The sequence below is a fragment of the Paenibacillus paeoniae genome, from assembly GCF_003388735.1.
Lineage (GTDB): Bacteria > Bacillota > Bacilli > Paenibacillales > Paenibacillaceae > Pristimantibacillus > Pristimantibacillus paeoniae.
This window is the reverse complement of the sequence record NZ_QUBQ01000001.1, coordinates 382593-407271: the sequence shown is the minus strand read 5'-3', so window position 1 is coordinate 407271 and position 24679 is coordinate 382593. Positions and strand designations below refer to the sequence as shown.

Genomic DNA, 24679 nt, shown 5'->3' with positions numbered 1-24679 from the left:
GTATCTCTATGCATATGCGTGTACAAGCCATTATGTGCATAGAAATACAAAATCCGATAAGAAGAGCGCTCCGTTCTCACTTGATAATCGCAGTGCCTGGGCCAAGCAAGGCCTCGATGGATCTGATCAATTCAGGACCCGGTCTCACGCGATGGCTGGCGCTTAGCGCCATTGCTTTGCCTTCCCGTTCATAGAATAAGGCGCAGTCGATCGGACCGGGATGGGAGAGCAGCAGCTGCTTCAGAGCATTCAGCACTTCCGTGCGCTCGCTGTTCTCCGTAATCTTCATATACAACAGCTGCCGCTTTCCTGCCTTCGTTCCGCCGCTATCAGCGGCTCGGGACTGTGCTGGAACTTGAACGGCTGCAGGCCGCGAATGATCGCCCCGATGAACGGAACGGGATTCAGACTCCATCACTGTCCGCTCCGGCTGCGGCCGCTCGCCAGATGGAAGGGCATGCTGCGGTTGTTTTGGCTCCGCTGGAGCATCGTCCTTACCGCTGGAAGACGGACGAGTCGTCGTGCCGGCTACCGTTGATGACTGCTGCGGATTATTTATAGAGCGGCCTGCATCCGTCCGCGATGATCGTGCGCGAGCCGCTTGGCGCAATCGCCGAACCTGCGACGCCAAGTAGTCGACCGTCCCTTCCAAAGGAATGACATCATCCACAAGCAGCTTGAAATCCTCGTCCTCATGCTGAACCTTGGCTTGCACGATGACAAGCCCGTCTTTGGCAAGCTTTGCGCCTACGCGCTTCCACACGGCCGGGAAAACGACGGCTTCCACACGCATAATCCGATCTTCTACCTCCATAAAACCCATCGCATTGCCTTTCTTGTTCGTAAAAGGCTTCAATCCCGCAATCATCACGCCGACCATGGCAATCGTTCCGTCCGCTGCCTCGTTCAAATCGACCAGACGTTCCAACTCCAGCTTATCCAACAGTTCGGCTGCTGAATCAAGCGGATGACCGGACAGATACATCCCCAGCAATTCCCGCTCAAAGTCCAGCTTCTGAGAAGTCGTATACGGCGTGATGTCCGGCAGCTCCACATCCCAATTCTGCACTTCCTCGAAGCCAAACATCTCAATCTGCAGCTCTTCCTTCTCCTTACGCCACTTCACAGCCGTTTCCACTGTTTCTTCCAGCGAAGCAAGCAACTGCGACCGATGGCCCGACATGGAATCGAACGCCCCGGCTTGTATAAGCGACTCCAGCACACGCTTGTTCACGACGCGCAGATCGACCCGCTTGCAGAGATCCAGAAAGCTTAGGAACGGACCGTTCTCCCGCTCCCGTAAGATCGCATCGATCGCTTGAGTGCCAACGTTTTTAATAGAAGCCAGCCCGAAGCGAATCGCTCCTCCCACGGGTGTAAACGTGACGCTGCTCTCATTCAAATCCGGAGCCAGCACCTCGATGCCCATCCTGCGGCATTCATCGGCGTATTCCGCCGTCTTGCGCATATTGCCCGTTACCGATGCCATCATAGATGCCATAAACGGAACAGGATAATGCGCCTTAAGCCAAGCGGTCTGGAACGCGAGCACGCCGTATGCGGCGGCATGCGCCCGAGGGAAGCCATAATCGGCGAAACGGACAATCATGTCATAGACCTTGTTGGCCTCCTCTTCGCTATACCCTTGACCAAGGCTGCCCTTCACGAAGTGAGCGCGCTCCTCATCCAGCACCTCGCGCTTTTTCTTCGATACGGCTCTACGGAGCAAGTCGGCTTCGCCAAGCGAAAAACCCGCCATGAGGGAGGCAATCTGCATGATTTGCTCCTGGTAGACGATGATGCCGTATGTATCCTTTAAGATAGGCTCAAGCTTGGGGTGAGGATAAGATACATCGAGTACGCCATGCTTGCCGCCAATATATTTCGGAATAAACTCCATCGGGCCGGGACGATACAGGGCCAGCACCGAGATAATATCCTCGAAGGTTGAAGGCTTCATCTCCCGCAGCACGCGCCGGCAACCCGTCGACTCCAACTGGAAGATGCCCGTCGTGTCGCCGCGGCCGAGCATCGCATACGTATGGGGATCGGAATCGTCTATTGTACGGAAATCGATTTCTTTCTGAAAGAGCTCCTTCACCCAGCTAAGCGTTCTCTCCAGAATAGACAACGTCCTGAGGCCCAGGAAGTCCATCTTAAGAAGCCCGATCGCTTCCAGATGCTCCATGGAATATTGGGTCAACGGAATCGATTCACTCCCGCCCTGCAGCGGGACGTAATGCGTAAGCGGCTCCTTCGAGATAATAACCCCCGCCGCATGCGTCGAGGCATGCCGGGGCATTCCTTCTACCTTAATCGCCATCTTCAGCAGCGCGTCCGTCTTCGGCTGCCGCTCGCAAGCCGCTCGCAGCTCCTCGCTCTGGCGCAGCGCCTCCTCCAGCGTAATGCCGAGCTGATTCGGAATCAGCTTCGCAGCCCGATCCACCTCCTGGAATGGGACGTTCAGCGCTCTGCCCACATCCCTGACCGCAGCCTTGGCCGCCATCGTACCGAACGTAATGATCTGGGCGACATGCTCCTCGCCATACTTGGCGGATACATAAGCAATGACTTCGTCGCGACGCTCATCGTTGAAGTCGATATCGATATCCGGCATCGATATCCGCTCCGGGTTCAGGAACCGCTCGAAGAGGAGCTTGTATTTCAACGGATCAACATCCGTTATCCTTAGCGCATAAGCAACAAGGCTGCCGGCAGAGGAACCCCGGCCCGGCCCGGTGCGAATACCGCGTTCATGAGCGAACCGGATGAAATCCCAGACGATTAAGAAATAATCGCTGAAGCCCATATTCTCGATGACCGACAATTCATAAGCGAGGCGCTCTTCTGCCCGCGCCTGAAAATCCGAACCATCACTCCACTCCGGCAGACCCGCGTATCGCGATATGAGCCCATTCCGGCATAGCTCCGCCAAATATTGCGTGGAAGAAGTACCGGCGGGAACAGGCCGGAACACCGGCAAAGCCGCTCTGCCGAACGTCAGCTCCAGATTGCATTTATTCGCGATTTCTACCGTATGGTCGATTGCCTCCGGCACATGGCGGAATAAAGCCGCCATCTCTTCGCCGCTCTTCATATACAGCTGATCCGTCGTCATGCGCATCCGGTCCGCATCCTCAACCGTCTTGCCCGTACCGATGCAGATGAGTACATCCTGCACACCTGCATCTTCTGGCTTCAGGTAATGCACATCATTGGTCGCAACCAGCTTAATGCTTGTCTCCCGGGCAAGCCCGATCATCGCTGTCGCGACTTTCTTCTGCTCCAGCATCCCATGGTCCTGAAGCTCCAGATAGAAATCATCTCCGAAGATCGCCTGGTAACGAAGAGCGGCTTCCCTCGCTTCATCCATACGATCATAGAGCAGATGCTGGGACACCTCGCCATTCAGGCAGGAGCTTAGGCAGACCAAGCCTTCGGCATGCTTCGCCAGCATCTCCATGTCCACTCTCGGCTTATAATGGAAGCCCTCCAGATGGGCTATCGAGCTAAGCTTCATCAAGTTGCGATAACCTGTCTCGTCCTTCGCTAGCACGATAAGATGATAGGTCGGATTATCCTTGCGCGGGCCCTTCTCGAACCGCGATCCCGCCGTCAAATATAGCTCGCAGCCGATAATCGGCTTAATCCCGTTCGCGCGGCAAGCCCGATAGAACGGAATTGCGCCATACATAACGCCGTGATCCGTTAAGGCAAGCGCGCGCATGCCAAGCTCGGCAGCCCGAGCAGCCAGATCCCGTATGCGGGCGGCGCCGTCAAGCAGACTATATTCGCTATGCGCATGCAGATGTACAAATGCCCCTTCTTGTCCGGCACTTACGCCCATGGTATGACCACCCTCCTGGCAAACTTCTGTTCTCATTTTAAAGTTATCGCTATTTTATCATAATCAGGTTGGACACGCCCATAGAATGATATAAAGCATTCGGAGCAAGAATTGGAGGCAGCGGGATGAGTTATTTTTTATCAAAAGCGGGTATGGATTTTTTTATCGCCTTTGGCGTTGTAATCGGCGGGGCCACGCTGGCGGGAGTCGGATCCGTCTTTATGCTGATGCCTCCCGCCACTGTTATGCTCGATACGGCACTCCGGCTGAAAATATGGGCAATAGTGGCTGCCATCGGAGGCTCCATCGATCCGGTACGAGTCATTGAGAGCAATATCTCCCTCGGTCATCTGTCGCCGGTCGCACAGCAAATTTGCTTTATTTTGTTCGCCTTTCTAGGGGCGCATATGGCCACTGAACTGGTACGATTAATATGTAAAGGAGCGCTATAGTCGATGAGACTGCCTCCGTTCAATCGGTATATAAGATGGATGCAACTGACAGGCGTCTTCCTGCTGGGCATGCTTGCCGGAGCCGTTACACTGAATTCTCTGTTTGTTGCGCAGTTTGAGGCCTTATATCATACGAAGAATGAGCTGGAGTCCAAGCTGGAGCAATACGAGCAAGATATTCGGGGGTTAAATCAATATAAAAACCAGCATACGGTCATTAAAAGCATCCAGCTAAGGCTCGCCGAATCAAGCGGCAAACGGGCCCATCTGGACAAAGTGACCGAAGCAGAGCTGATCAAACGCGTAAAGGAAGATCTCTCGATCTTCCTCGGCCAAAGCATCTACAAGGTCGACTCTGACGCCAAATTCGCCCGCAAGATTCTGGAGCGGAAAGTCTATACGGACATTAACGGCAAAGATTATATGGTTGAGCTGCAAACGGTGCTGCTTGCGGACAACGTGCTGCAAATCTGGATGATCGCTCTGCCCCATGCCAAAGCTCCCGCTTCTTGAAGTAATCGGAGACACAATCTGATACAATAGAGAACGATTGGCAAGCCGTGGACGCCGATTGCGGCGCCGGCCTCTATTTCTCGGATTAAAGGAGCTGTATGGGTAACATGGATCAACTGCTGCAATGGCTGCTATTCCCGGGTATTCTCATCACGCTGACGTTTTCGACCCTATTCAGTTTCAAGTCGCGTCGCGCCAAGGATACCAGAACGAAGGGCATATATGCCGCTAGAATGAACATAAGCATGGGCGGTATGCTTATCTTTATCGCCGCCGTCCAGCTATTCCTGTCCAACGAATCTACACTTCGCATCATCATTGGCGCGATTTTCATCGTTCTCGGACTGTTCAACTTGTTCGCGGGCATTCGCAACTTGAGCGTCTACCGTTCGATGGCCTCAAGCGAAGGAAGTCACCGTTAATACGGGTCGATCATCTGGGCCGTCAGCATAGCCTTGGCGGCTAATCCCTGCCGGTCCAGCACTTCGATCTCCAGCTTGGAGAACTTGCGGCTCAGCTCAAGCGGCCGCGGCTTTATCGTAATCTCGCTATCAATTTGAACCGGCCTGACATAATAGGAGGTCATGCTCTCCAGCAGGAAGTCTCGCTTGCCCGTATCCCGGATCATTCTTCTGGCGGCTTGCGCCATCAGTGTAGTGAGCAGTCCTTCGGAAGCCATGCCCAGTGCGCCCGACATCTGCGGCGTAATAGCCCCTTTATAGCTAATGCCCGCGTCGTCCGAACTGTTTTCCTCCGTCTGAATGAAGCCCGCCCACATCAAATCCTCAAAGGTTTGTCCCGATTCTGGCTGTTTGCCCGCGAATCGCATCGTATCGAGTACCTCTTGCCGCGTGACAACGCCAAGCAGCTTGCGATGCCGATCGACGATAGGCAGCAGATCGATGCCTTCCGCCGCCATCGTATGTGCGGCAGACGTAACGGTAATGTTGGGTGCCGCCGTAATGGGCTGCCTGGTCATAATCTTATCCACCGCGATATCTTCCCTGGAGCCAACCGCGTCCTTCGCCGTCATCATCCCGACTACCCTGCCTCGATCGTCTACAACCGGAAACCGCGAGTAACCTGTTTCCTTCGATAGCCTGTTGTAATCGGATACGGCAGCGCCGGTGCGCAGTACATCCGCCGGGCGGCTGAACGTGACGATATCCTCGATCAGCATGATTTTCCGCTTAATAAGCCGGTCGTACATAGCCCTGTTGATCATGGAAGCTACGGTATACGTATCGTGTCTGGATGATAGAATCGGCAAAGAGAGTTCGTCCGCCAGCGAGATTACCTCTTCGCTTGGCTCGAACCCTCCTGTGATGAGAACCCCCGCCCCTTGCTCCAGCGCACGGCGATGGACGTTCACTCTGTTGCCTACGATAAGCAGGCTGCCCTGATCGATATAACGAAGCATCGCGTCCAGCTCCATCGCGCCAATAACGAATTTGTGCAGCGTTTTGTCCAGTCCCTCGCCGCCGCCGAACAGACGGCCTTCGACAATTTGCGCAACCTCGCCGAACGTCAATTGGTCCAAAGCGTCACGCCGCTTGCGGTCGATCCGCACGGTTCCGATTCGTTCCTTGGTGCTGACGAGACCGGATGCCTCTGCGTCCTTGAATGCTTTGTACACGGTCCCTTCACTGATGCCAAGCTCTTTCGCGATCGCTCTTACCGAGATTTTCGTGCCAATCTTAAGTCCTTGTATATAGTGAAGAATTTGCTCATGCTTGGTAGTTGTATCATTGCCAGGCTCATGGATGCTGCTCACACGCATTCCTCCTCGTTAGTTCCATTATAGGATATGGGACGGGGAATCGGAAATCCGGAGGGCTTGTCCTGATCATGACAGCCTAATCTACCAATTAAACTCTACCTTCTTCACCTTAAAATGGGCGTCGACGGGCTGATTATTGGATCCTAGCAGCTTCCACTTCTTAAACAATCCGTTCATCGTACTTACGTTAATGGCGCTCTCTGCCCCGTCTACTATAAATTGCTGCCAATCATAATCGATCGGCACCCGATAGCGAAGCTTATGGATGGGGTAATTGATAAATTCAATAACCTGAGCCGGAATGGCCTCGTAAATACTGGAAAACAGAAAAGAACTGCTTTCGCTATAGGGCCTTTCAATGGGGTCCGAATTCAACTGCATCAAATATTCCACAGTTTGCGTGTGCGCGTTCACTCCACAACTGAACGTCCCTTTAGCTGTCGCGGACTTGTTATGCCGGTGTGAGAAACGGTAGGTGAAGGACAATGAAAACGACACATTGCAATAAAAAGCCCGGACCTTTCTATAAAACTCAAACTCTTCTACCATCATCCCTTCTTCACCCTGCTCCTTCAGCTATTATCCCACCATTCTAACACATCTGTAATATTTATGTTAATTATAATAAATCATCCACTAGGAAGTCAATGACTATAGTAATTATTTAATATACATCCTATATAACGTTGAGGCGTCGCGTTCAACATTTTATCGTTAGGCTGAGGTGACTTTATGAGCGACATCGGACGTTTGGTCGGCGAGAACATACGCGCACTGCGCAGAGCCAAGGGACTTAGCCAAGAACAATTGGCGCTGCGCGCGGATATCAACGCTTCTTACATGGGACAAGTCGAGCGCGGAGATAAGAACCCGACGATTGACGTTCTGAACAGAATTGCTGCCGCTCTGCATACGCCGCTTGAGACGATTGTGAACGTAGTAGAGCCGGAAAAAACCGCAACTGGATCGGACTCCGAACATTACGTCGACAAAATCGCAAGCCAGTTGAACGGCCTGTCTCTGAAAGAGCAGGAAGCTGTCTACAAATTCGTCAAGCAGTTGGTACAGTTCAAAGAGCTGGACTAACGCATTCTGCACGGAATAAAAAACCTTGGAGCTTTCCCCCTCAAGGCTTGCAAGCAATCATTCTCTATCATGACTCAGACAGGAAAAACAAATCGGAAGCGGCTCCCGCTTCCGATTCTCACTATCTCTTCAGATTAATCTCATGCGTTTGACGTTAACTCCAGCCGCTCCTTTACCCTCTGCTTCGAGAGCGCTGCACAGCTTCCGCACGCTTCGCAATCCGCTTCTCCAGGGCACGCTCCCACCGCTGCGCCTTCGCGCGTTTGATGCGGGCCATCTCCTCCCGTTTCCCTTCGCTCATGAGCAGCATATTCACATTGGCTGCTATAATGACCGCAGTAAAACCAAGCCATACATACCAGAATACATGAGAAGCGCTGCCTCCATTGCTATGCCCCATTTGGGTCAACGCATAAAAAAGCATGCCCGAAGCAGAGATCAGATAAAACACATGACGTCCCTTACCCGGCTGTTTTCGTTTTTTCTCCATTACGCAATCCCTCCCTCTTCCCCCGCTTCATCCATCGACAACCTTGTCCATTCTGTATCTATTCTATGAACCGGCTTTCAACACTATGCCTGTCTGTAGCACCGCGCCGCGAACACGCAATCACCATCCGTTAGGCGTACTCATATGATGAATTAATTCGTGTAAAACACCTACAGGCCTCCGCCTCCTGTCAACGAGTAACCTTCTGGCTTGGAAGGAGATTAGAAATGCTTAGAACGAAAGTCGCCATAGGAGTCATCGCCGCAGATCAATTGCCCGAAGATACGATTGTGATTGGCGAAGGCTACATCAAGCATTGGAAGATCCCTAGAGGACAGCATGTAGAGCTCAAGTTCGGCGCCTTTCGCCGACACCTGAAAGTAATACCGTCAGCGAAACTCGACGGCATGCGCATCAGCCAGTCGCTCGCAGCCAAAATGGGCTGGCCTGCAGGCTCTCCCTCCCGCCTGCATCTGCGTATGCATTACAAGACAGGCACCGGCCTGTTGTCACTTGGTCCGCTTATCGGCGTGCTGGTAAGCCGCGACTTCCCCCAAACGCCGGATAAGCCATTCGGCACCATTACCATGTTCTGCCGCGAACTGGTAGAAGCGTGCAAAGCGCAAGGCGCGTATGTGTACTTCTTCACGCCGAGCCATATCAGGAAGAGGCCAGACATAGTCGAAGGATGGACTTATGCGGACGGATGGAAGCAAAATCTTTTTCCTGCGCCGGATATCGTGAACAACCGCCTGACGACGCGAAAGCTGGAGAATAGCGCAGGGGTACAGCACTTTATGAAGGAGACCAAGCTCTATCATTCAACCGTCTTCTTTAATGAAAAGTTTCTGGATAAGACGGAAGTGTTCGAAGCGCTTAAGAAGGACGAATCGCTCGTCCGCTACTTGCCTGAGTCGCATCCTCTCCGAAGCTATACCACCATGCGCAGCATGTGCGGCAAATACAGCAATGTGTTCCTAAAGCCGGTACGAGGAAGCCTCGGCAAGGGAATCATCCGCGTCTCCCATCTGGAAGGAGAAAGCTATCAGGCACTGCATGCTACGCCAGCTGGCTCGCGCAGACAGGTCTACCCTAATTTGACCAAGTTGTACGCCTCTATCTCCGCCAAGATGAAGTCGGTCCGCTATCAGATTCAGCAAGGATTGCAGCTAATTGAAATCCAGAAGAGACCTGTCGATTTCCGCGCGCTCGTTCAGAAAAACGCCACAGGCAACTGGATCATCACCTCCATCGTCGCCCGTACAGCGGGGAATCAGCATTTTGTATCCAATCTCGCACGCGGAGGAACGCTGAGCACCGTAACCGCAGCAGTGTCCAAGTGCAATATGAGCAGCAACATTAACCGTCTCGATGCAACTGGAAGACTCCGCAACGCAGCGCTTCAAATCGCCAAAGGCATCGACACCCATATTCCTGCGCATTTCGGAGAGCTTGGCATTGACCTTGCACTTGATACAAGCGGCAGGGTATGGCTGCTCGAAGTTAATTCCAAACCGTCCAAAAACGACAACACACCGCTTAACGAAGGCAAGATCAGGCCTTCCGTTCGCATGATGATCCAATACGCCCGTTTCCTCGCGGGCTTCTGATGGAGGCAGCCATGGACTACACGATTCTTTCCCTAGGTATTCTGATTGCGCCAGACCGCACTGCCGAGCAGTCCATGACTCCACCGGAGCCGCGTCTATGCAGGGACTTGTCCGAGGCGTCCAGCCGGTTCTCCTTTCAGACGTATGTCTTCTCCTCCGAAGACTACGATCACCATACGGGGATGCTGCTAGGCTGGCGCTGGCAGAATGGCGCTTGGGTTCGGCAGTCCATGCCGCTGCCGGATATCGTGTATGACAGAACGTTTTTCCATTCCAAACGGGATCGACTGCAATGCGAAGAGGCCCTCTCCGCTATTCATGCCCGCAAGGCCCATCAACGGATTAACGGGAGCTTGCCCTCCAAGCCGATCGTCTACACTCGGCTTGCCGAAGACGACACGCTTGCACGTCATATTCCTCCAACTACCCGATATGTCACTGAGGAGCTTGCCTCATTCCTCGCCTCGCATGGCGGAAAAGCCCTTATAAAGCCTGCTGCCGGCATGCAAGGCAGGGGGGTCATCCTAATCCGGCAATCATTATGGGATGATACGGTCGCCGTCAAGGGCAGAACCCGGGACAACCGCTCATTCGAGCGCATTTTTCCGAACCTCGTCGAGTTGAAGAAAAGACTCGCCCGATTTATGGGGAACTCCCCTTTCCTGTTGCAGCCCTATCTGAATCTGCGAGACGACAAGGAACGGCCATACGATATACGCGCGCTGCTTCAAAAGAATGGAGAGGGCAAATGGAGATTAACGGGAACGGCGGCCCGAATCGGACGCAGCGGGTCCCTGACGTCCAACTTGCACGGGGGAGGAGAAGTGAGCGACTCCTGCACCCTGTTGTCTGCCAATTTTGGCAAGCCCATGGCCGAACGTTTACTTCGTAAAATCCATACAATAAGTGGGCATACAGCAATCCGACTGGAGCATGGCTTCGGAAGATTCGGCGAGCTTGCGATGGATTTCGGAATTGAACCGGACGGTTCCATATGGCTGCTAGAGGTCAACTCAAAGCCTGGCCGCGAAGCCTTCCGGCAGACCGCTCCCTTAACCGCATATACCGCGTCAATCGAACGACCGATTCATTATGCCAGATACTTGAAGGACCGTTTATCGCCGACCTTTACCGCATCCGAGTCCCCATACGACCTTTGTCAGCCGCACCGTTAGATGGCCCGCTCCAATAGACTGAGGTCTTTACACGTTCAGGAGGTTCATCGATGAGTTTGACAACTTGCAACGTACACTTCTCACAGCAGTCCGATAAAATCGTCTATTTGTCCAGACCGCTCTACCAGCAGCTCAAGCTAACCGGCAATAAATCGATCCATCTCAAGCTGGGCAAGGAAGTCATCACCGCCGCCGTGAGGCAATTGAAGCGCGCTGGCAACCATCTCTATCTGTCTGCGGGCATTCGCAATTCAATCAGAGTACCGAAATCCGGCAATGTCTATTTGCTCAGCAATGGGGAAAATGAATTGCAGCTTGGTCCGCTGGTCGGTATTTTGACAGATACGATCCATCCTGCAGAGAGCTATCCCTTTGGCTCACGCTCAGGCTTTATCAAGCAAGTGATCCGAACTGGCGACCGCAAGGCCTACATGTTCGGTTTTACCCCCAGCGATATCAACTGGCAGCAGGAGACGGTCAACGGCTATTTCCTGAACGCCCAAGGCAGTTGGTACCGCAAAGTTGTACCGCTGCCTGATGTCGTCTATAACCGGCTGCCTAATCGCAAGGCGGAAATCTCCCCTTATATAAGCTCGGTGCGCGAACGATTCGTGAAAAAGCAAATTCCGATCTTCAACTGGAGTTTCCTCAATAAAGCCGATGTCTACAAGCTGCTCGACAACGATCCAGAGGCGCTGACGCACTTACCGGAATCCGTGCCTAATCCGACCCCGACCAAAATAAAAGAAATGCTGGACCAGCACCAATTCATCTATTACAAGCCGGGAGGCGGCAGTCTTGGCTTCGGTATTTACCGGCTGACTCACCATCCAAAGCGAGGCTACTTCGTCCGATACCGCAAAGGCAGCCAAAATGTGCTGGCGCGCTACAGCAGCTTTCAAAGCATGATGAAGATGCTTCAGTCCCGGCATGGCAGCCGGCTTAGTCAATATGTAGCACAGCAAGGCATTCGTTTAATTGAGATAGACCGATGCCAGTTGGACTTCCGCTTTCATATGCACAAGAACGGCAGCAATCAATGGATTGCCGCAGGCATCGGCGCCAAGAAAGCCGGGCGCGGCAGCGTTACGACACATGTCAAGAGCGGCGGGTCCCTCATGACTCCCGAGCAGGCGCTAAGTCGCACCTTCGGCAGAGAGGCTGGAGCCATCCTAGAGAGGGCGAAGCACGTCGCCGTCAAGCTGTCCGAGGCGATCGAACGCAACTATCCGCATCGGCTAGGTGAACTGGGCCTTGATATCGGCATCGACAAATCCGGCAACGTATGGATGTTCGAGGCTAATGCGAAACCTGGACGCTCCATCTTCAAGCACCCTTCGCTTCGCTCTGAAGGCAAGGCCTCCATCTCCTATCTCTTCGATCATTGCCTGTATTTGAGCCGATTCAAAGGAGGTAGCAGCCAATGAACAGCTTAATTCAGGATGAGCGACAAGTGAAAGAAACGACGCGTCCCGGTGCTCTCGTGCTGGCGATTTTGACGGTTGACGACCCCGCAGGCGACTTCCGCGGCAATCGCGCTAACTTCGCCGATCTGATCCGTACCGGGCAATCGCTAGGATTTCTCGTTTACGTGCTCACCGTCAAAAACTTGCACCTGCACCGGAAAATGCTGCGCGGCTACGTCTATCACAAGGATCCAAGCAGTTGGCAGAAGCAGCTCGTTCCCTTCCCCGACATTATCTATAATCGCATTCCGCTGCGCGAAGACGAGGTTCAGCCTGCCGTCCGCCAGAAAATCAACGCTTGCCGGAGGCATTCCCGCGTCATTCTATTCAATCCCTCCTTCTTCAACAAATGGGATTTGTTCGAATGGCTGCGCCGATCGAAGACAACACGTCCGTTCATCCCGACAACCAGGCGGCTCATGACTGTAAGCGGACTTGGCAAGCTGATGCGAAAGCACAACTATCTCTATTTGAAACCGGAAAGCGGCAAGGCGGGCAAAGGCATTATGACCGTCAAAGTGCATGGGGAGAAGAGCCTCCCCTACCGCCTTAAAATCCAGGAGAACAAAACAAGTTCCACCTATAGCTGCTCTTCTCTGCAGAAGCTCTGGACGCGAATCCAAAAGCAAAGCGGCGGCGAGGCGTATATTGCGCAGCAAGGCATTCAACTGGCATCGGTCAATGAAAGGCGGTTCGACCTGAGGGCGCTTGTGCAAAAAAACCGTAGAGGCTACTGGGAGCTGACAGGCATGGGCGCCCGGCTGGCCGGTGCGACCAGCATTACGACACATGTGCCTAGAGGCGGACGCATCGAGGACCCAGAGAAACTGCTCACCTATTCATTCAATTCAGAGCAGGCTCATAAACTGTTGCAAAAGGCGAAACTCGCCGCTCTGACTATCGCCAGGCAGATCGAACGCGCGTCCGGGCAGCGGCTTGGCGAGATGTCGATGGATCTTGGCGTCGACAGCAACGGCAACTTATGGTTTTTCGAAGCCAATTCCAAACCGATGAAATTCGATGAGCCTCACATCCGGCAAAAATCGCTTGAGCGCATATTTCAGTACGGAGCTTTTCTGGCACGAAAGAAAAAATCGCAACAAGCGGGAGGCGCGTAACGTGGAGCTGCTGCTGCTGACACCTGAAATGTGGATGAAAGAAAAGAGAAGGCTGCTTGGCTTTATCATTCGGTTCGGGGAGAAACGCATTACAGTAGCATCGCTGCATGCGCTCCGGAGTCTGGAGCCGGCCTGGCTTATGTCAGATGAGAGCGGCTACAGCAAAGCGACGATTGTCGTCGCCAAATCAGGTGGGCGGATAAGCGGGCTTGGGTTCGCGGCCGACGGCGGCGAGGGGGGCTGTCTTATCGTTGTCCACCCTAGTGCCCGCAGAACCGGTACGGGCAGTTCGATCATGCAGAGTATGATGAATGCAATCGGTCATTTGGCCTGTCATGTCGCTGCCGATAATATTCCCAGCATGGCACTTTGCTTCTCCCTGGGCATGAAAGCCGTCTCCATTCACAAAGGGCCTACCGGTAAATCGACGCTCCGTTTCGAGGGGGGAATTCAGCATGACTCAGCCCGTCCTGGGCATATTGACGCTATATCTCAATGACGCTGGCACCCTCGAAGAACGGGATTATTACCGAAGGATGACCGAGGAAGGCAGACGTCTCGGACTACACGTATTCGTCTTCACGCCATCGGATGTAAATGAGAAGAGGAACCGAATCCGGGCACAGTTCTATAATCCCGAAACCCGCAGCTGGTACAGGAAATGGACGAATTTCCCTGATTTGATCTTCGATCGCTGCCGAATCCAGCATTCCCACCGGTTCGAGCAGCTCTTGAAGTTCAGGGCGCGTTATCACCACGAAACCTTCCTCAATCGCCCGCTACGCAACAAGTGGGCGATTCATTCCATATTAGCGAAAGACGCCCGATTCAGTCCGTACTTACCGGCTACCCGTTACTACGAAGGCATTCAGGACGTGAAGGAGATGCTCAAAACCCACTCCCAACTGTACCTGAAGCCCATCAATGGAACGGGCGGCCGGGGCATACTCCGAATCGAGAAAGAGCGTAACGGGACTCTCCTCATCCAAGGAAGAAACCACTCCAGACGCATCATCCAGCCCAGACGGGTGGTTTCCGAGCGGCTCGGTGACTTCCTGACTGGATGGAAAGTGAAGGACACACGCTACATTGTGCAGCAAGGGCTGCAATTGAAGCTGAATAACGGACGCGTCCATGATTACAGACTGCTTGTGCAGAAGGATGGCAGCGGGCAATGGCAGATAACAGGATGTGCGGGTCGGGTCGGCGCAGCAGGCAGCATTACCGCCAATCTTCACGGTGGCGGCCGTGCCGTCAAGATGGATACGCTGCTCCGATCCTGGATTGGAGATGAAACCAAGATAGCGAAAATCAAGGCAGATGTCGATCGGTTCGGGGTAGCCGTAGCCGAATATTTGGAGTTTTGTTATGATGCGCTCTGCGAGCTTGCCGTCGATATCGCCATTGATCGCAATGGACGCATCTGGATGATTGAGGTCAATCCGAAGCCCGCGCGGGAAGTGTTCAGTCGAGCAGGCGAATCCGACGTATACCGCAGTGCCATCGTCAGACCGCTGGAATACGCTCTATGGAAATATCGGATGATGAAGACCAGAGACAGCGATAAGAAAATCGAGTCGTAACGGGCGAGATCCCAAGGATAGGCTGTACTTGAGAAGACAGCTCGCTCGCTTCATAGATGAAGCGGATAAAGAAATGGCGGTGTCAGGGTATCCCTGCACCGCCATTTCTGGATTTCGGTCAAAGCCGCGGGTCTAACGGTTCTCAGCAACATTAATTGCCCGGATTCGCCCGTGTGACGTGATGAGTGGTGTGTGGCAACTCTATTTGCTCGGATTCACCCTTTCGGCGCGATTCCGGCTAAAGAAGCATGGCCGTTAGAACGGTTGCATGCCAAGCGTGTCCACTTTCTCTCCCGTTATATCGACACCCATCTGCTTCGTAATATCGCGGTAATGGCCCGCACGACGCTTGACCGGACTGCCGTCCGTCTCGCCCAGATTCGCTTCCAGACCGTTGAGCACCATAATGGTGACCCCGAAGCCGCGGTTCCCGAGCCCCTTGTCGATCTGCTCCTTCGTAGGTTTCCATTTGTTAATGATGACATCGTGAGCGGACGGCTTCGGATCTTGCGGCGTCATCCAGAACAGAATCGCGGTCATATAGCCGATCTTGCCATCCTGCGCCAAAATTTCTGGTTTGTTCAGCAGTACGCTCTTGTCTCCGTAAATGATAGAGCTGAACAGCCCGTAGTTGAAATTCCAACTCATCATGATCGGACCGCGTCCATAGTAGCGCTTGCCCTCCGCGCCCGGATACAGCTCTGCGCTGTCTGGATCGACGAAGTCGGACATGTTGGCTCCGGTCCTTCCCGCTATGTTCTCATTCCAGAAAAGGCCCCACTTCAGCTCTCCTCCGGGAGCGGTAGCCCAGCCGCCGCCTGTCTCATGAGACAGGTTCGCAAGGAAAGCCGCCAGCTCGCGTTTACGGTCTTTCTTAAAACCTTCCTTCAGAAATGTGCCAAAATCAATGATAACGGTTTCAATTTCTTTCTTCTTATTTTTGGAGGAGTTGAAATCGGCCGAACGGCTGACGAGCGTCTCGATGCGGGCTTCCTTGTCCAGACGATGAATTTCCTGCGCGCCCGGCGTATCCTTGCGCGTGCTGATTTTAAGCTTGATGTTCGCCGCTTCCGTCACGGCGCTAATCAGATTTTCGTAGGAGAAGTAGTCAGCCTGGTTTTCCTTGTAGTACTCTTTGTCCTTCGCGACTTCCCTCCAAGCTGCAGAGCCTAGCCGGTATGGGAACAGCTTCTCGAAGTCTTGCTTGGTCAGCAGCGCCCTTACCGCCTGAACGGCTTCATCAGGTCTGTAATCCGGGTCGATACCGTCCCACTCGCTGCGAATGTCGCGGCGCGTGAGAAAACGATTCTCTCCTACGGCCAGATCGCTTCCCTCATACACGGCGACAGCGATTTCGTGCTTCGTTGTACTCGTCACCGGTGCGGGTCCCGGCGCAGCGGAAGCGCCCAGCGGCGTCAGAAGCAAGGCCGCTCCCAGAGAAAGACAAGCTGTCCGATAGATCATGGTTCGAGGACGAGATGCATTGCGTTGTAGCATGTACAAGTCTCCTTTACGAAAAAATTAGTTTACCACTAAAAGATAATCATCGAGATTGCGCTTGTACATAGAGCCTGAATCCTGCATAGAAAGGCCGATATGCGGTTTTCCGATCGTTTTTTTATGGCGAAAGGCGACTAGGCGGGACTGTCTCCGAACCTTCGCCGTCGATTTAGACAAATTGGGATAGGCTTCCATCGTGCCGAGGAACTAAGAGAAGGAACAAAACTCAGGTGACCCTGCGGATAAAAAAAATAACTGTCGAAGAAATTCGACAGTTCATTCGTTCGTAGCTATGTGTACATTCTTGTGATTTGGTTACAAGCGAAGTTCCAGCAATTCACGGAAATCGTTGATCTGTACATCCGCGTCCTCAAGCTCCGAAGCGCGTCCATAGCGCGCATAAGCGCATCCGATCGTCTTCAGGCCATTGCCGCGGCCAGCTTCCACATCCGAGGAGCGATCACCTACCATCCATATCGATGCGGGGAAGTCCAGATGATGATCTTGAAGCAGCCTTGCCACCAGATCGACTTTGCTAGCTGTGTTGTATTCTCCAGCACTGTATACGCCATCGAACAACGAAGCGATCCCCTTTTGCTCCGCGACTCCCTTTACATACCCTTCTAGGCCATTACTGGCGACAAATAATTTGACGCCGTCCTCCTTAAGCTGCTGCAGCGTCTCTTCTACGTACGGATACAGAGCTCCTTCTCCAGCAAGCAGCCCCTCCAGCTCATACTGCAACAGAAGCTCATCCGCTCGGCGGCGGGCCGCTTCCGAGCTTCCCGGCATAATCTCGCGCCATATATCATCAAGCAGCATGCCTAGGCAGCTTAGCAATCGCTCGGCAGGCGGCGCTTCTTCCACATACAGCCCCTCTTCGCGCAGCGTCCGGAACACGCGCTCATGTACAGGAATCAGCAGCTTATCTGTCTCAAACAAGGTTCCATCCATATCAAAAATGACGGCATCCGGCCGTCCCTGTCGCTCAATCGTCATGAAATGCGTCATCCTTTCCAACAATTTTACCTATCATATCGGATGCCGACTATTCCCGCAACCCTCACCCTACCTCCCTCGCCAAGCCAGCAAGGCTAATCTGGATACGCCGTATGGACCCAGATACGCCCCGCTGATCAGAAATGCGGGATTCAGAAGTACTCTGTGAACTTCTGTCATGAACACCGTATCGTCAAGCAGCGTCCCCATAACAGCGCCGGACACGGCAACGAAAAATACGAATGTCACGAGACAAGCGAGGCCGTCAAGCCCTCTTCTGACCCTCTCATACTTCAACATCATTGCCAGCGCCGCCAGCGATGTTAGAGCCAATGCTATTGTAATGATCATAATCATCTTAATCTTCCTCCTTTACTTGTTCGCAGCTATTGCTTAAATGAACCGATTATGTCAAACTGTGTGTTGGACCAAAGGCCTACGGCCAATACATGCGCTATGCGCAAGAAAAGGACGTGACGGTGCCGCTATGACCAAATGGCTGTTACGCGCAATGACGGAGCTTAGCTCCCGCAAATGGATTTCTCGCCTGACCGGCAAATTCGCCCAATCTGCGGCAAGTCGTCTTATGATTCCCCGATTCGCCAAGCTATATGGCATTGCGGTAGAAGAAGCTGAGAAAGAGCTTCGAGAATACCGCACGTTGAATGATTTCTTTACCAGAAGATTAAAACCCGGCATGAGAACGATAGATTCCGGACCAACTACGCTGGCAAGCCCGGTCGATGCGCTCATAACCGGACTTGGCCCTATCAACGCGGGTACGATGATGAATATTAAAGGACAAGACTATAACGTCGATGAGCTGCTGGACGGTTCACCAAGAGCTAAAAGTTATTATCACGGTTACTATATGGTTCTCTATCTTAGCCCGACAGACTATCACCGTATTCACGTTCCCGTATCGGGGGCTGTCACGGAGAATGTACATATTCCTGGGAAGGTGTATCCCGTCAATGATTTCGGCCTCAAGCACATGAAGCGGGTGCTTAGCCGAAATGAGCGCCTGATCACCTATATTCGCCATGAAGGCGGGGAAGCGGCGGTCATCAAGGTGGGCGCGATGAATGTAAGCAGCATCAAATACGCCGCTCCGCTACCCAAAACAGTAGTCAAGGGCGATGAGCTTGCCTACTTTGAATTCGGATCGACGGTTGTCCTGCTTTTGGAGGAGGACACATTCACCCCTCGTCCTGATTTGAAGCTTGGCACGAAAGTCCGGATGGGCGAATCTCTGGGCGAGCTGCGCCTATAGCCCACAAACAGGGAGCCTTTCTGAAATGAGTACAGCATACAAAAGCACGCGCCCAATTGAGCGCGTGCTTTTGCTTGCTAAGCTGGGACTTCGATACCTGATACGTCATTCCCAATAGCTCACTCTATATCCACAGGATGCTTGATCCCATCCTTGAAAAAATCCACATACAACTTCCCATCGCTCCCCTTTACAGCATAGAAAACGTCTTGCACCGTTTTGCCGAGATTCCTCAGCTCCTTTTGCAGCCAATCGCGCGAGATCTGATTGTTTTCAAGATTGCCGATCATCATTTGCCCATCCATAATTAACTCAATGGGGACAGGCTTATACGAATCCGCTTTTAGCTTCAAATCCTTAAGCGTCACATTTCTGTGCTCGTCTTTTTTCATGACAGACACTTTGCCGTTCAATTCCAAAAGGACATGCTCAACCTCTTCAATATTAAAGATATCCTTCTGTCGAAGCAATTGATTCATCGAATCCAAGGTTAGATTGTTTTTCTTTAAATTCTCTTCGAGAATTTTACCGCCTTCAATAAGGACCGTCGGAGTGCCTTCCGTCCACTTGCGAATTTTTCGATTGCGAATCAGAAGCTTGGCCAATAGATAAGAGGTCCCTGTAAATACGACGAGAGAGATAAGCAAATGCGTTACTTGAATGTTTTCGTTAAAAGCAAAGTTTGCTCCGATCGCGCCCATAATAACGGCTGTCACAAATTCGTGAAAGTTCATGTTAGATAGCGTTTGCTTGCCTAATAGCCGTGTAATCAGCAACAAGATAACAAAGGCGGTTATGCTTCTTATAAAAATATTGAAATGCTCAAACATCCATATCGCACCGTCCCGCCAATCTTCTGACTCTTGCTTCTAAGCTTCGCTATAAGTATGTTCCGAACCTGACGACTCTATCCAAATACTGGTCATTTTCAACATAAAAAAGAGCACAATCGATAGATTGCGACTCTTGATCATGAGACTACGGCACTGTTCACCGGATCTCGGACGGACTTCGTCCAGTATATTGCTTGAATTGACGACTAAAGAAGAAGATGTCCCGATAGCCGAGCGCATCGGCCACCTCCGTCACATTCATGCCCGCATGCATGAGCAGATGCTGCGCACGCTCAATTCGGGTGCGGATCATGTAAGTCTGGACGGACATCCCGACCATCTCCTTGAATTTCATCGAGAAATAACGGGGGGAAAGCTGCGCTCTCGTAGCCAGATCCTCTACCCGATGGGCAATACCCGGATGCTGCCGGATATAGTTCGCAATTTCATGGATGGCTTCGGTCAATTGATTGCTGGCCTTCTTCTCGATCGGGACATGATTATGATTATCTGCTCTGAGCAGTTGAATCAGCAACGCCTTCAGTACAAGCTTGGCCTCTTCTTCCGCCGCATAGGTCTGTACAAGAAACAATCTGACGTACCTCGACAGCATATATTCGAAGTCGACCGTCTCGTCCAGCACCCGATATCGATCCGGAATGTGGTCCAATGCTCCATTGGCTGAGAAATGAATATAGGTAAGTACTAGAGGTTTCTGCGGATTATGCGTCGCACTAGTGTAATCGCCGGGCCGAAACAGGAAGCAGCTTCCCGGTCCTACGTTATAATGGACGCCGTTCACTTCGACCTCCCCTTCCCCGCTCCAGACATAGAACAAGTCAAAGTTCGCCAATGGCTTCTCGCGTCTGGCCCATCTCCATCCCGGCTCACAGGTGATTTTGGCGAAGGCCGGCTGCAGTCCTAGCGAATCGGGCGATATATGAAGCATTAAGTGATCCTCCCTCGCATCATGCGCGCGTCTATCGCATAAGCGATGCCGCAGCGCTTCCTCCTTTTATTATAGTGGATTAGCGCTATCAATCAACATATGGATTGCAAGCGCTAGCAACGATTTCCGAAAAATATTCACAATCCCGAATGGTTTGCAGAGAACAAAAATGGTATAATATCACGAACATTAGAAGTACAATAACGATTGAATTCGGAAGGATGGAATGAAATCCATGAACCCACTGGCACAGCAATTAAATGAGACGTTGCAGAAGGAAAGTCCGAACGTCTACGCCATGTTGTCAAACCTAGGCAAAGCGATCTATTTCCCAAAAGAAGGCATCCTCAGCCAATCCGCTGAAGCGAAGACGAAGGCAACCAAGTTCAATGCCACCATCGGCATCGCGACTGAAGACGGAAAGCCCATGCATCTTAAGGTCATTCAAGATACGCTAAGCGCCTATCATCCGAAGGATATATATGAATATGCACCACCAGCCGGCAAGCCTGAGCTGCGCAGCGCTTGGCGCGCCAAGATGTTCAAGGACAACCCTTCTCTTGAAGGCGTGAGCTTCGGCAATCCAATCGTCACGAACGCACTCACTCACGGGCTGAGTATCGTTGCCGATCTGTTCGCCGACGAAGGAGACGCTGTCGTTATCCCCAACAAAAACTGGGAAAACTATGAACTTACCTTCGGAATCCGCCGCGGCGCCGAGATCGTAGAGTACCCGTTGTATAATGAAAACATGCAATTCAACAGTGCCGCTCTACGCGAAGCTCTACTTGCTCAACAGGGAAAAGGCAAAGCAATTGTCCTTCTCAACTTCCCGAACAATCCGACCGGATATACGCCTGGCGTTCGGGAATGCGAGGAAATTGTAGCGGCCCTTCACGATGCTGCAGAAGCCGGCATTCATGTCGTAGCGGTAACCGACGATGCCTACTTCGGCTTGTTCTTTGAGGATTCGGTGCAAGAGTCGTTGTTCTCGAAGCTGGCTGCACTGCATCCGCGTGTGCTTGCCGTGAAGGTAGACGGCGCGACAAAGGAAGAATACGTATGGGGCTTCCGTGTTGGATTCATCACATACGCTTCCGAATCGCAAGCAACGCTGGCTGCGCTGGAGCAGAAGACGCTGGGCATTATCCGCTCGACGATATCCAGCGGTCCGCATCCATCACAGACCTTCGTCCTGCATGCGTTGCAATCGCCAGAGTTTGAAGCGCAGAAGGCCGAGAAGTTCGACATCATGAAGGGACGCGCCAATCGCGTCAAGTCGCTGCTGGACAGCGGCCGTTATGGCGATACATGGGAATATTATCCGTTTAACTCCGGCTATTTCATGTGTCTGAAGCTGACGACTGTATCCGCTGAGGATGTTCGCCAGCATCTGCTTCATGAATACGGCATTGGAACCATTGCTCTGGGCGAGACGGATCTTCGCGTCGCCTTCTCCTGTATCGAAGAAGAGTACTTGGAAGAGCTGTTCGATACGATCCACAAAGCGGTAATCGAAGTAGCAGCAAAATAAAGACGGACCTTTATTCATGCGTTTATAAGAAAGCAAACCGCCCGGGGCATCTGCCTCGGGCGGTTTGCTTCATTCTGCGACTTCAATCTTCATCGGCGTCCGACTTAATCTTCCTCCGCAGTCTCATCGGCCTGATGGCGAGGTATGCAAGAGCGCCAACAAGCATAACAACAGGCGGCGCTATAATGCCCTTCAGCAACAATGGTACCGCAGCTGGCACCCAGAGCAGCAGCAAACCTGCTGCCAGTGCAAGTCTATCAACCTGAATCAGCTGCTCGGTTTGCTTGTCGTCAGGGAGCGGATAGACATGCTTCCAAACCGAGTAGCGATGTACGCTTCGCAGTCCGCCAAGCTGCAGGCTGAATACGATGCCGAACAAGCCATACACAAAAGCGGTTACCCAACCTAACAAGGATGCGGCATCCGCAACCATATAGTTCACAAGTGCTCCCAGCATCAGAATGCGAATCAGGATGCCGCCAATCTCTGATCGGAACAGCGTCGCGCTAAATAGATAATTGAATGTATACCGGTGCGCGAACGGAATACGCGGCAATATCCAGGACAGATAAGCTCTGCGCCTAATGCTGGATGGCAGAACGGGCACGTCAATGAATAGGCCAAAGAAAGCATAATAACGTCTCCGTGTCACCGTTTCCTCCGCAATCAGTCTCTCCCACGGAAAGCGATGACGCTGAGGGAGCCGATAACACAGCGTCGCCAGCCCAGCGCACAACAATGTGAACAGCATCGCTTGCCATGGAGCCGATGTAAGCCAGACAGCTAAAGTCAGTCCCGTTAACAACCAGCGCACCGAGCGCAGCAGCAGTCTCATGTTGTTCCAGGCCAGCTTGCGCTCTTGCCATCCGCCGGCAGCATTAGCTCCTTTGATGACGATTGCGGCGAATACGAGCCACTCGATCCCGCTTCCCGTGCCCACCTGTCGATAGATCGGCATATACAGCAGCATCACGACAGCCGCAAGCAGTACGCTCTTCACTGTCGTACGTTGAAAGGAGGAACGAAGATAAGGGCCCATCTCATATTCACGCGGCATCAAATACACAACGTCAGCGCCAGCCAAATATGTGCGCATCGGACTCCAGCATAACACCGGCATCAAAACAAGCACGCCTATAAGGACAATAGGGAAATCCGGCGGCACATCCCGTAGCAGGGTAAAGTATCCGATTGCAGACGCAATAAAGATCAGCGATAAAAAAGAGGGAAAACCACTCATCGCCATATAGCGAATATACGGTTTGATCTCATTACGGAAGTCTTTGGCCCTTCCGCGCCACAGCGCTGCCAGATCATAATTTGCGGGCAGCATTAGCTTGCTCCTCCAGACACCAGCTTGTAGAAGGCATCTTCAAGCGTTCCGCTTCCTGCATCCAATCCCGCTGCTCGCCTGACATCCTCAAGATCGCCTTGTGCGGCAATCCTCCCTTGATGCATGACGATGTATCGGTCACAATACGCTTCCACTGTGGATAAAATATGGGAGCTCATTAGTATCGCTGCGCCTCCGCGCTTTACTTCGACCAGTTGATCGAGCAGCGAGCGAATACCCAGCGGGTCCAGTCCCAGGAATGGCTCGTCAATGATGTAGAGTGGCGGCGAGGCCAAGAGCGCGCTCATAATCATGACCTTTTGCTTCATGCCCTTGGACAGATGAGAGGAAAACGCCTTTCGCTTCGGAACCATTTGATATTGCTCCAACAGCTTGGACGCCTGTTCCTCGTAATCGCCGCTCGGCACGTTGTACGCCATGCCGCTTAGCCGCAAATGCTCCTCAACGGTCATTTCATCGAAGAGAACAGGCGTCTCCGGTACATAAGCAAATGCCGAACGGTATTGCTGCGGCGATTCGTTCAGTGTGACGCCCGCCACCTTGATCTGGCCTTGATGGGGATTCATTAATCCCAAAATATGCTTGATCGTAGTACTTTTCCCCGCACCGTTCAATCCGATCAGTCCGACCATCTCGCCAGCTTTCAGCTCGAAGTTGAGGTCATGGAGCACCGGTCTTCGCGGGCTGTATCCGCCAGTTAATTGCTTAACGCTCAATATGGTTTCCATATCAATCACCTTCTGCCTTCCAATAATCGCCTTCCTATTAGCTAGCATACCGAATCCGCGGCCTAATATCAAAAAAACCGCTGGCGTAATAGTTGTAGGCAGCTCAAAAGATGACTCTCTTGCTTTAAAGAACACTCTATGGCGGAAGGGACAGCTGCGTAAGATATATTCTTCCGAGCGCTGTTGTATCCAGATTCCCTGAACAATGTTATAAAATTGGAATCCGGATACAAAGGCGCACGCTATCGCTTCTCCAGAATATATCTGACTCCGTTTGTTTTAAGCCATGAATGGAGAACCCGAGAAACAAAACGTTAGATCAATGAAAGACTCCAACGTTCTCTGCTTGGAAGCCCGCCGAAAGTAAACCTCAAAACCAAGTGACTTTC

23 protein-coding genes are annotated in these 24679 nt (G+C 52.4%); 12 read left to right on the top strand and 11 right to left on the bottom strand.

Going from position 1 to position 24679, the window contains the following annotated elements:
• Positions 1 to 76: 76 nt before the first annotated feature.
• Positions 77 to 3847 (bottom strand): DNA polymerase III subunit alpha, encoded by a 3771-nt coding sequence (locus DX130_RS01885; RefSeq protein WP_116042378.1) that lies wholly within the window; start codon positions 3845 to 3847, stop codon positions 77 to 79.
• Between the two features lie 125 nt (positions 3848 to 3972).
• On the opposite strand from DX130_RS01885, the gene DX130_RS01880 reads away from it, so the two are divergent.
• The 3 genes from DX130_RS01880 to DX130_RS01870 all read left to right on the top strand — a co-directional run bounded on the left by DX130_RS01880 (position 3973) and on the right by DX130_RS01870 (position 5234).
• On the top strand, positions 3973 to 4299 hold the full coding sequence (locus DX130_RS01880) for a YtrH family sporulation protein (RefSeq protein ID WP_116042376.1): 327 nt from the start codon (positions 3973 to 3975) through the stop codon (positions 4297 to 4299).
• A gap of 3 nt (positions 4300 to 4302) precedes the next feature.
• Positions 4303 to 4812: a sporulation membrane protein YtrI gene (locus tag DX130_RS01875; protein ID WP_116042375.1), complete on the top strand. Its 510-nt coding sequence runs from the start codon at positions 4303 to 4305 to the stop codon at positions 4810 to 4812.
• Positions 4813 to 4919: 107 nt separating this feature from the next.
• Entirely contained in the window at positions 4920 to 5234 is a 315-nt protein-coding gene (locus DX130_RS01870) for a YtpI family protein (RefSeq protein WP_116042373.1), read from the top strand.
• Here the strand turns inward: DX130_RS01870 and DX130_RS01865 are convergent.
• Together DX130_RS01865 and DX130_RS01860 are read right to left on the bottom strand one after the other, a co-directional pair.
• On the bottom strand, positions 5231 to 6577 hold the full coding sequence (locus DX130_RS01865) for a DRTGG domain-containing protein (protein WP_420818508.1): 1347 nt from the start codon (positions 6575 to 6577) through the stop codon (positions 5231 to 5233). The genes DX130_RS01870 and DX130_RS01865 overlap by 4 nt on opposite strands.
• Positions 6578 to 6673: 96 nt before the next feature.
• A complete protein-coding gene (locus DX130_RS01860; RefSeq protein WP_116042370.1) occupies positions 6674 to 7144 on the bottom strand; it encodes a hypothetical protein in 471 nt (156 codons plus the stop codon).
• Between the two features lie 180 nt (positions 7145 to 7324).
• Between DX130_RS01860 and DX130_RS01855 the strand changes: the two genes are divergently transcribed.
• Positions 7325 to 7678, top strand: coding sequence for a helix-turn-helix domain-containing protein (locus DX130_RS01855; protein WP_116042368.1), 354 nt, complete (start codon positions 7325 to 7327; stop codon positions 7676 to 7678).
• 172 nt (positions 7679 to 7850) lie between these two features.
• Here DX130_RS01855 and DX130_RS01850 read toward each other — a convergent pair whose 3' ends face one another.
• Positions 7851 to 8168 (bottom strand): hypothetical protein, encoded by a 318-nt coding sequence (locus DX130_RS01850; RefSeq protein ID WP_116042367.1) that lies wholly within the window; start codon positions 8166 to 8168, stop codon positions 7851 to 7853.
• Between the two features lie 227 nt (positions 8169 to 8395).
• On the opposite strand from DX130_RS01850, the gene DX130_RS01845 reads away from it, so the two are divergent.
• Genes DX130_RS01845 through DX130_RS01820 form a run of 6 tightly spaced genes read left to right on the top strand, consistent with a single transcriptional unit; the run spans position 8396 to position 15120 of the window.
• Complete coding sequence (locus DX130_RS01845) at positions 8396 to 9778, top strand: YheC/YheD family endospore coat-associated protein (RefSeq protein WP_116042365.1); 1383 nt, start codon at positions 8396 to 8398, stop codon at positions 9776 to 9778.
• A gap of 11 nt (positions 9779 to 9789) precedes the next feature.
• Positions 9790 to 10953 carry a YheC/YheD family endospore coat-associated protein gene (locus DX130_RS01840; RefSeq protein ID WP_165861122.1) on the top strand — a complete coding sequence of 388 codons (1164 nt, stop codon included), beginning with the start codon at positions 9790 to 9792 and terminating at the stop codon, positions 10951 to 10953.
• A 50-nt stretch (positions 10954 to 11003) separates the two neighbouring features.
• Positions 11004 to 12380: a YheC/YheD family endospore coat-associated protein gene (locus DX130_RS01835; RefSeq protein WP_116042362.1), complete on the top strand. Its 1377-nt coding sequence runs from the start codon at positions 11004 to 11006 to the stop codon at positions 12378 to 12380.
• Positions 12377 to 13537 (top strand): YheC/YheD family endospore coat-associated protein, encoded by a 1161-nt coding sequence (locus tag DX130_RS01830; protein WP_116042360.1) that lies wholly within the window; start codon positions 12377 to 12379, stop codon positions 13535 to 13537. The genes DX130_RS01835 and DX130_RS01830 overlap by 4 nt, the downstream gene beginning before the upstream one ends.
• A gap of 1 nt (position 13538) precedes the next feature.
• Entirely contained in the window at positions 13539 to 14036 is a 498-nt protein-coding gene (locus DX130_RS01825; RefSeq protein WP_116042359.1) for a GNAT family N-acetyltransferase, read from the top strand.
• Positions 13993 to 15120 carry a YheC/YheD family endospore coat-associated protein gene (locus DX130_RS01820; protein ID WP_116042357.1) on the top strand — a complete coding sequence of 376 codons (1128 nt, stop codon included), beginning with the start codon at positions 13993 to 13995 and terminating at the stop codon, positions 15118 to 15120. The genes DX130_RS01825 and DX130_RS01820 overlap by 44 nt, the downstream gene beginning before the upstream one ends.
• A gap of 255 nt (positions 15121 to 15375) precedes the next feature.
• Here the strand turns inward: DX130_RS01820 and DX130_RS01815 are convergent, their stop codons facing one another.
• The 3 genes from DX130_RS01815 to DX130_RS01805 form a co-directional block, all read right to left on the bottom strand.
• The gene (locus tag DX130_RS01815; RefSeq protein ID WP_116042355.1) at positions 15376 to 16617 is read right to left on the bottom strand and encodes a chitinase; all 1242 of its coding nucleotides are present in this window, start codon (positions 16615 to 16617) and stop codon (positions 15376 to 15378) included.
• Positions 16618 to 16935: 318 nt separating this feature from the next.
• Positions 16936 to 17619 carry an HAD family hydrolase gene (locus tag DX130_RS01810; RefSeq protein WP_116042354.1) on the bottom strand — a complete coding sequence of 228 codons (684 nt, stop codon included), beginning with the start codon at positions 17617 to 17619 and terminating at the stop codon, positions 16936 to 16938.
• 69 nt (positions 17620 to 17688) lie between these two features.
• Positions 17689 to 17976, bottom strand: coding sequence for a hypothetical protein (locus tag DX130_RS01805; protein ID WP_116042352.1), 288 nt, complete (start codon positions 17974 to 17976; stop codon positions 17689 to 17691).
• 130 nt (positions 17977 to 18106) lie between these two features.
• On the opposite strand from DX130_RS01805, the gene asd reads away from it, so the two are divergent.
• The gene (gene asd, locus DX130_RS01800) at positions 18107 to 18892 is read left to right on the top strand and encodes an archaetidylserine decarboxylase (RefSeq protein WP_116042351.1); all 786 of its coding nucleotides are present in this window, start codon (positions 18107 to 18109) and stop codon (positions 18890 to 18892) included.
• 119 nt (positions 18893 to 19011) lie between these two features.
• On the opposite strand, the gene DX130_RS01795 is transcribed toward asd, so the two are convergent.
• Positions 19012 to 19722: a DUF421 domain-containing protein gene (locus DX130_RS01795; protein ID WP_116042349.1), complete on the bottom strand. Its 711-nt coding sequence runs from the start codon at positions 19720 to 19722 to the stop codon at positions 19012 to 19014.
• A 160-nt stretch (positions 19723 to 19882) separates the two neighbouring features.
• Entirely contained in the window at positions 19883 to 20674 is a 792-nt protein-coding gene (locus tag DX130_RS01790; RefSeq protein ID WP_116042348.1) for a helix-turn-helix domain-containing protein, read from the bottom strand.
• Between the two features lie 235 nt (positions 20675 to 20909).
• Between DX130_RS01790 and DX130_RS01785 the strand changes: the two genes are divergently transcribed.
• Positions 20910 to 22208: an aminotransferase class I/II-fold pyridoxal phosphate-dependent enzyme gene (locus tag DX130_RS01785; protein WP_116045659.1), complete on the top strand. Its 1299-nt coding sequence runs from the start codon at positions 20910 to 20912 to the stop codon at positions 22206 to 22208.
• A gap of 82 nt (positions 22209 to 22290) precedes the next feature.
• On the opposite strand, the gene DX130_RS01780 is transcribed toward DX130_RS01785, so the two are convergent.
• Positions 22291 to 23541 (bottom strand): ABC transporter permease, encoded by a 1251-nt coding sequence (locus tag DX130_RS01780; RefSeq protein ID WP_116042346.1) that lies wholly within the window; start codon positions 23539 to 23541, stop codon positions 22291 to 22293.
• The gene (locus DX130_RS01775; protein WP_116042345.1) at positions 23541 to 24290 is read right to left on the bottom strand and encodes an ABC transporter ATP-binding protein; all 750 of its coding nucleotides are present in this window, start codon (positions 24288 to 24290) and stop codon (positions 23541 to 23543) included. The genes DX130_RS01780 and DX130_RS01775 overlap by 1 nt, the downstream gene beginning before the upstream one ends.
• Positions 24291 to 24679: the final 389 nt, after the last annotated feature.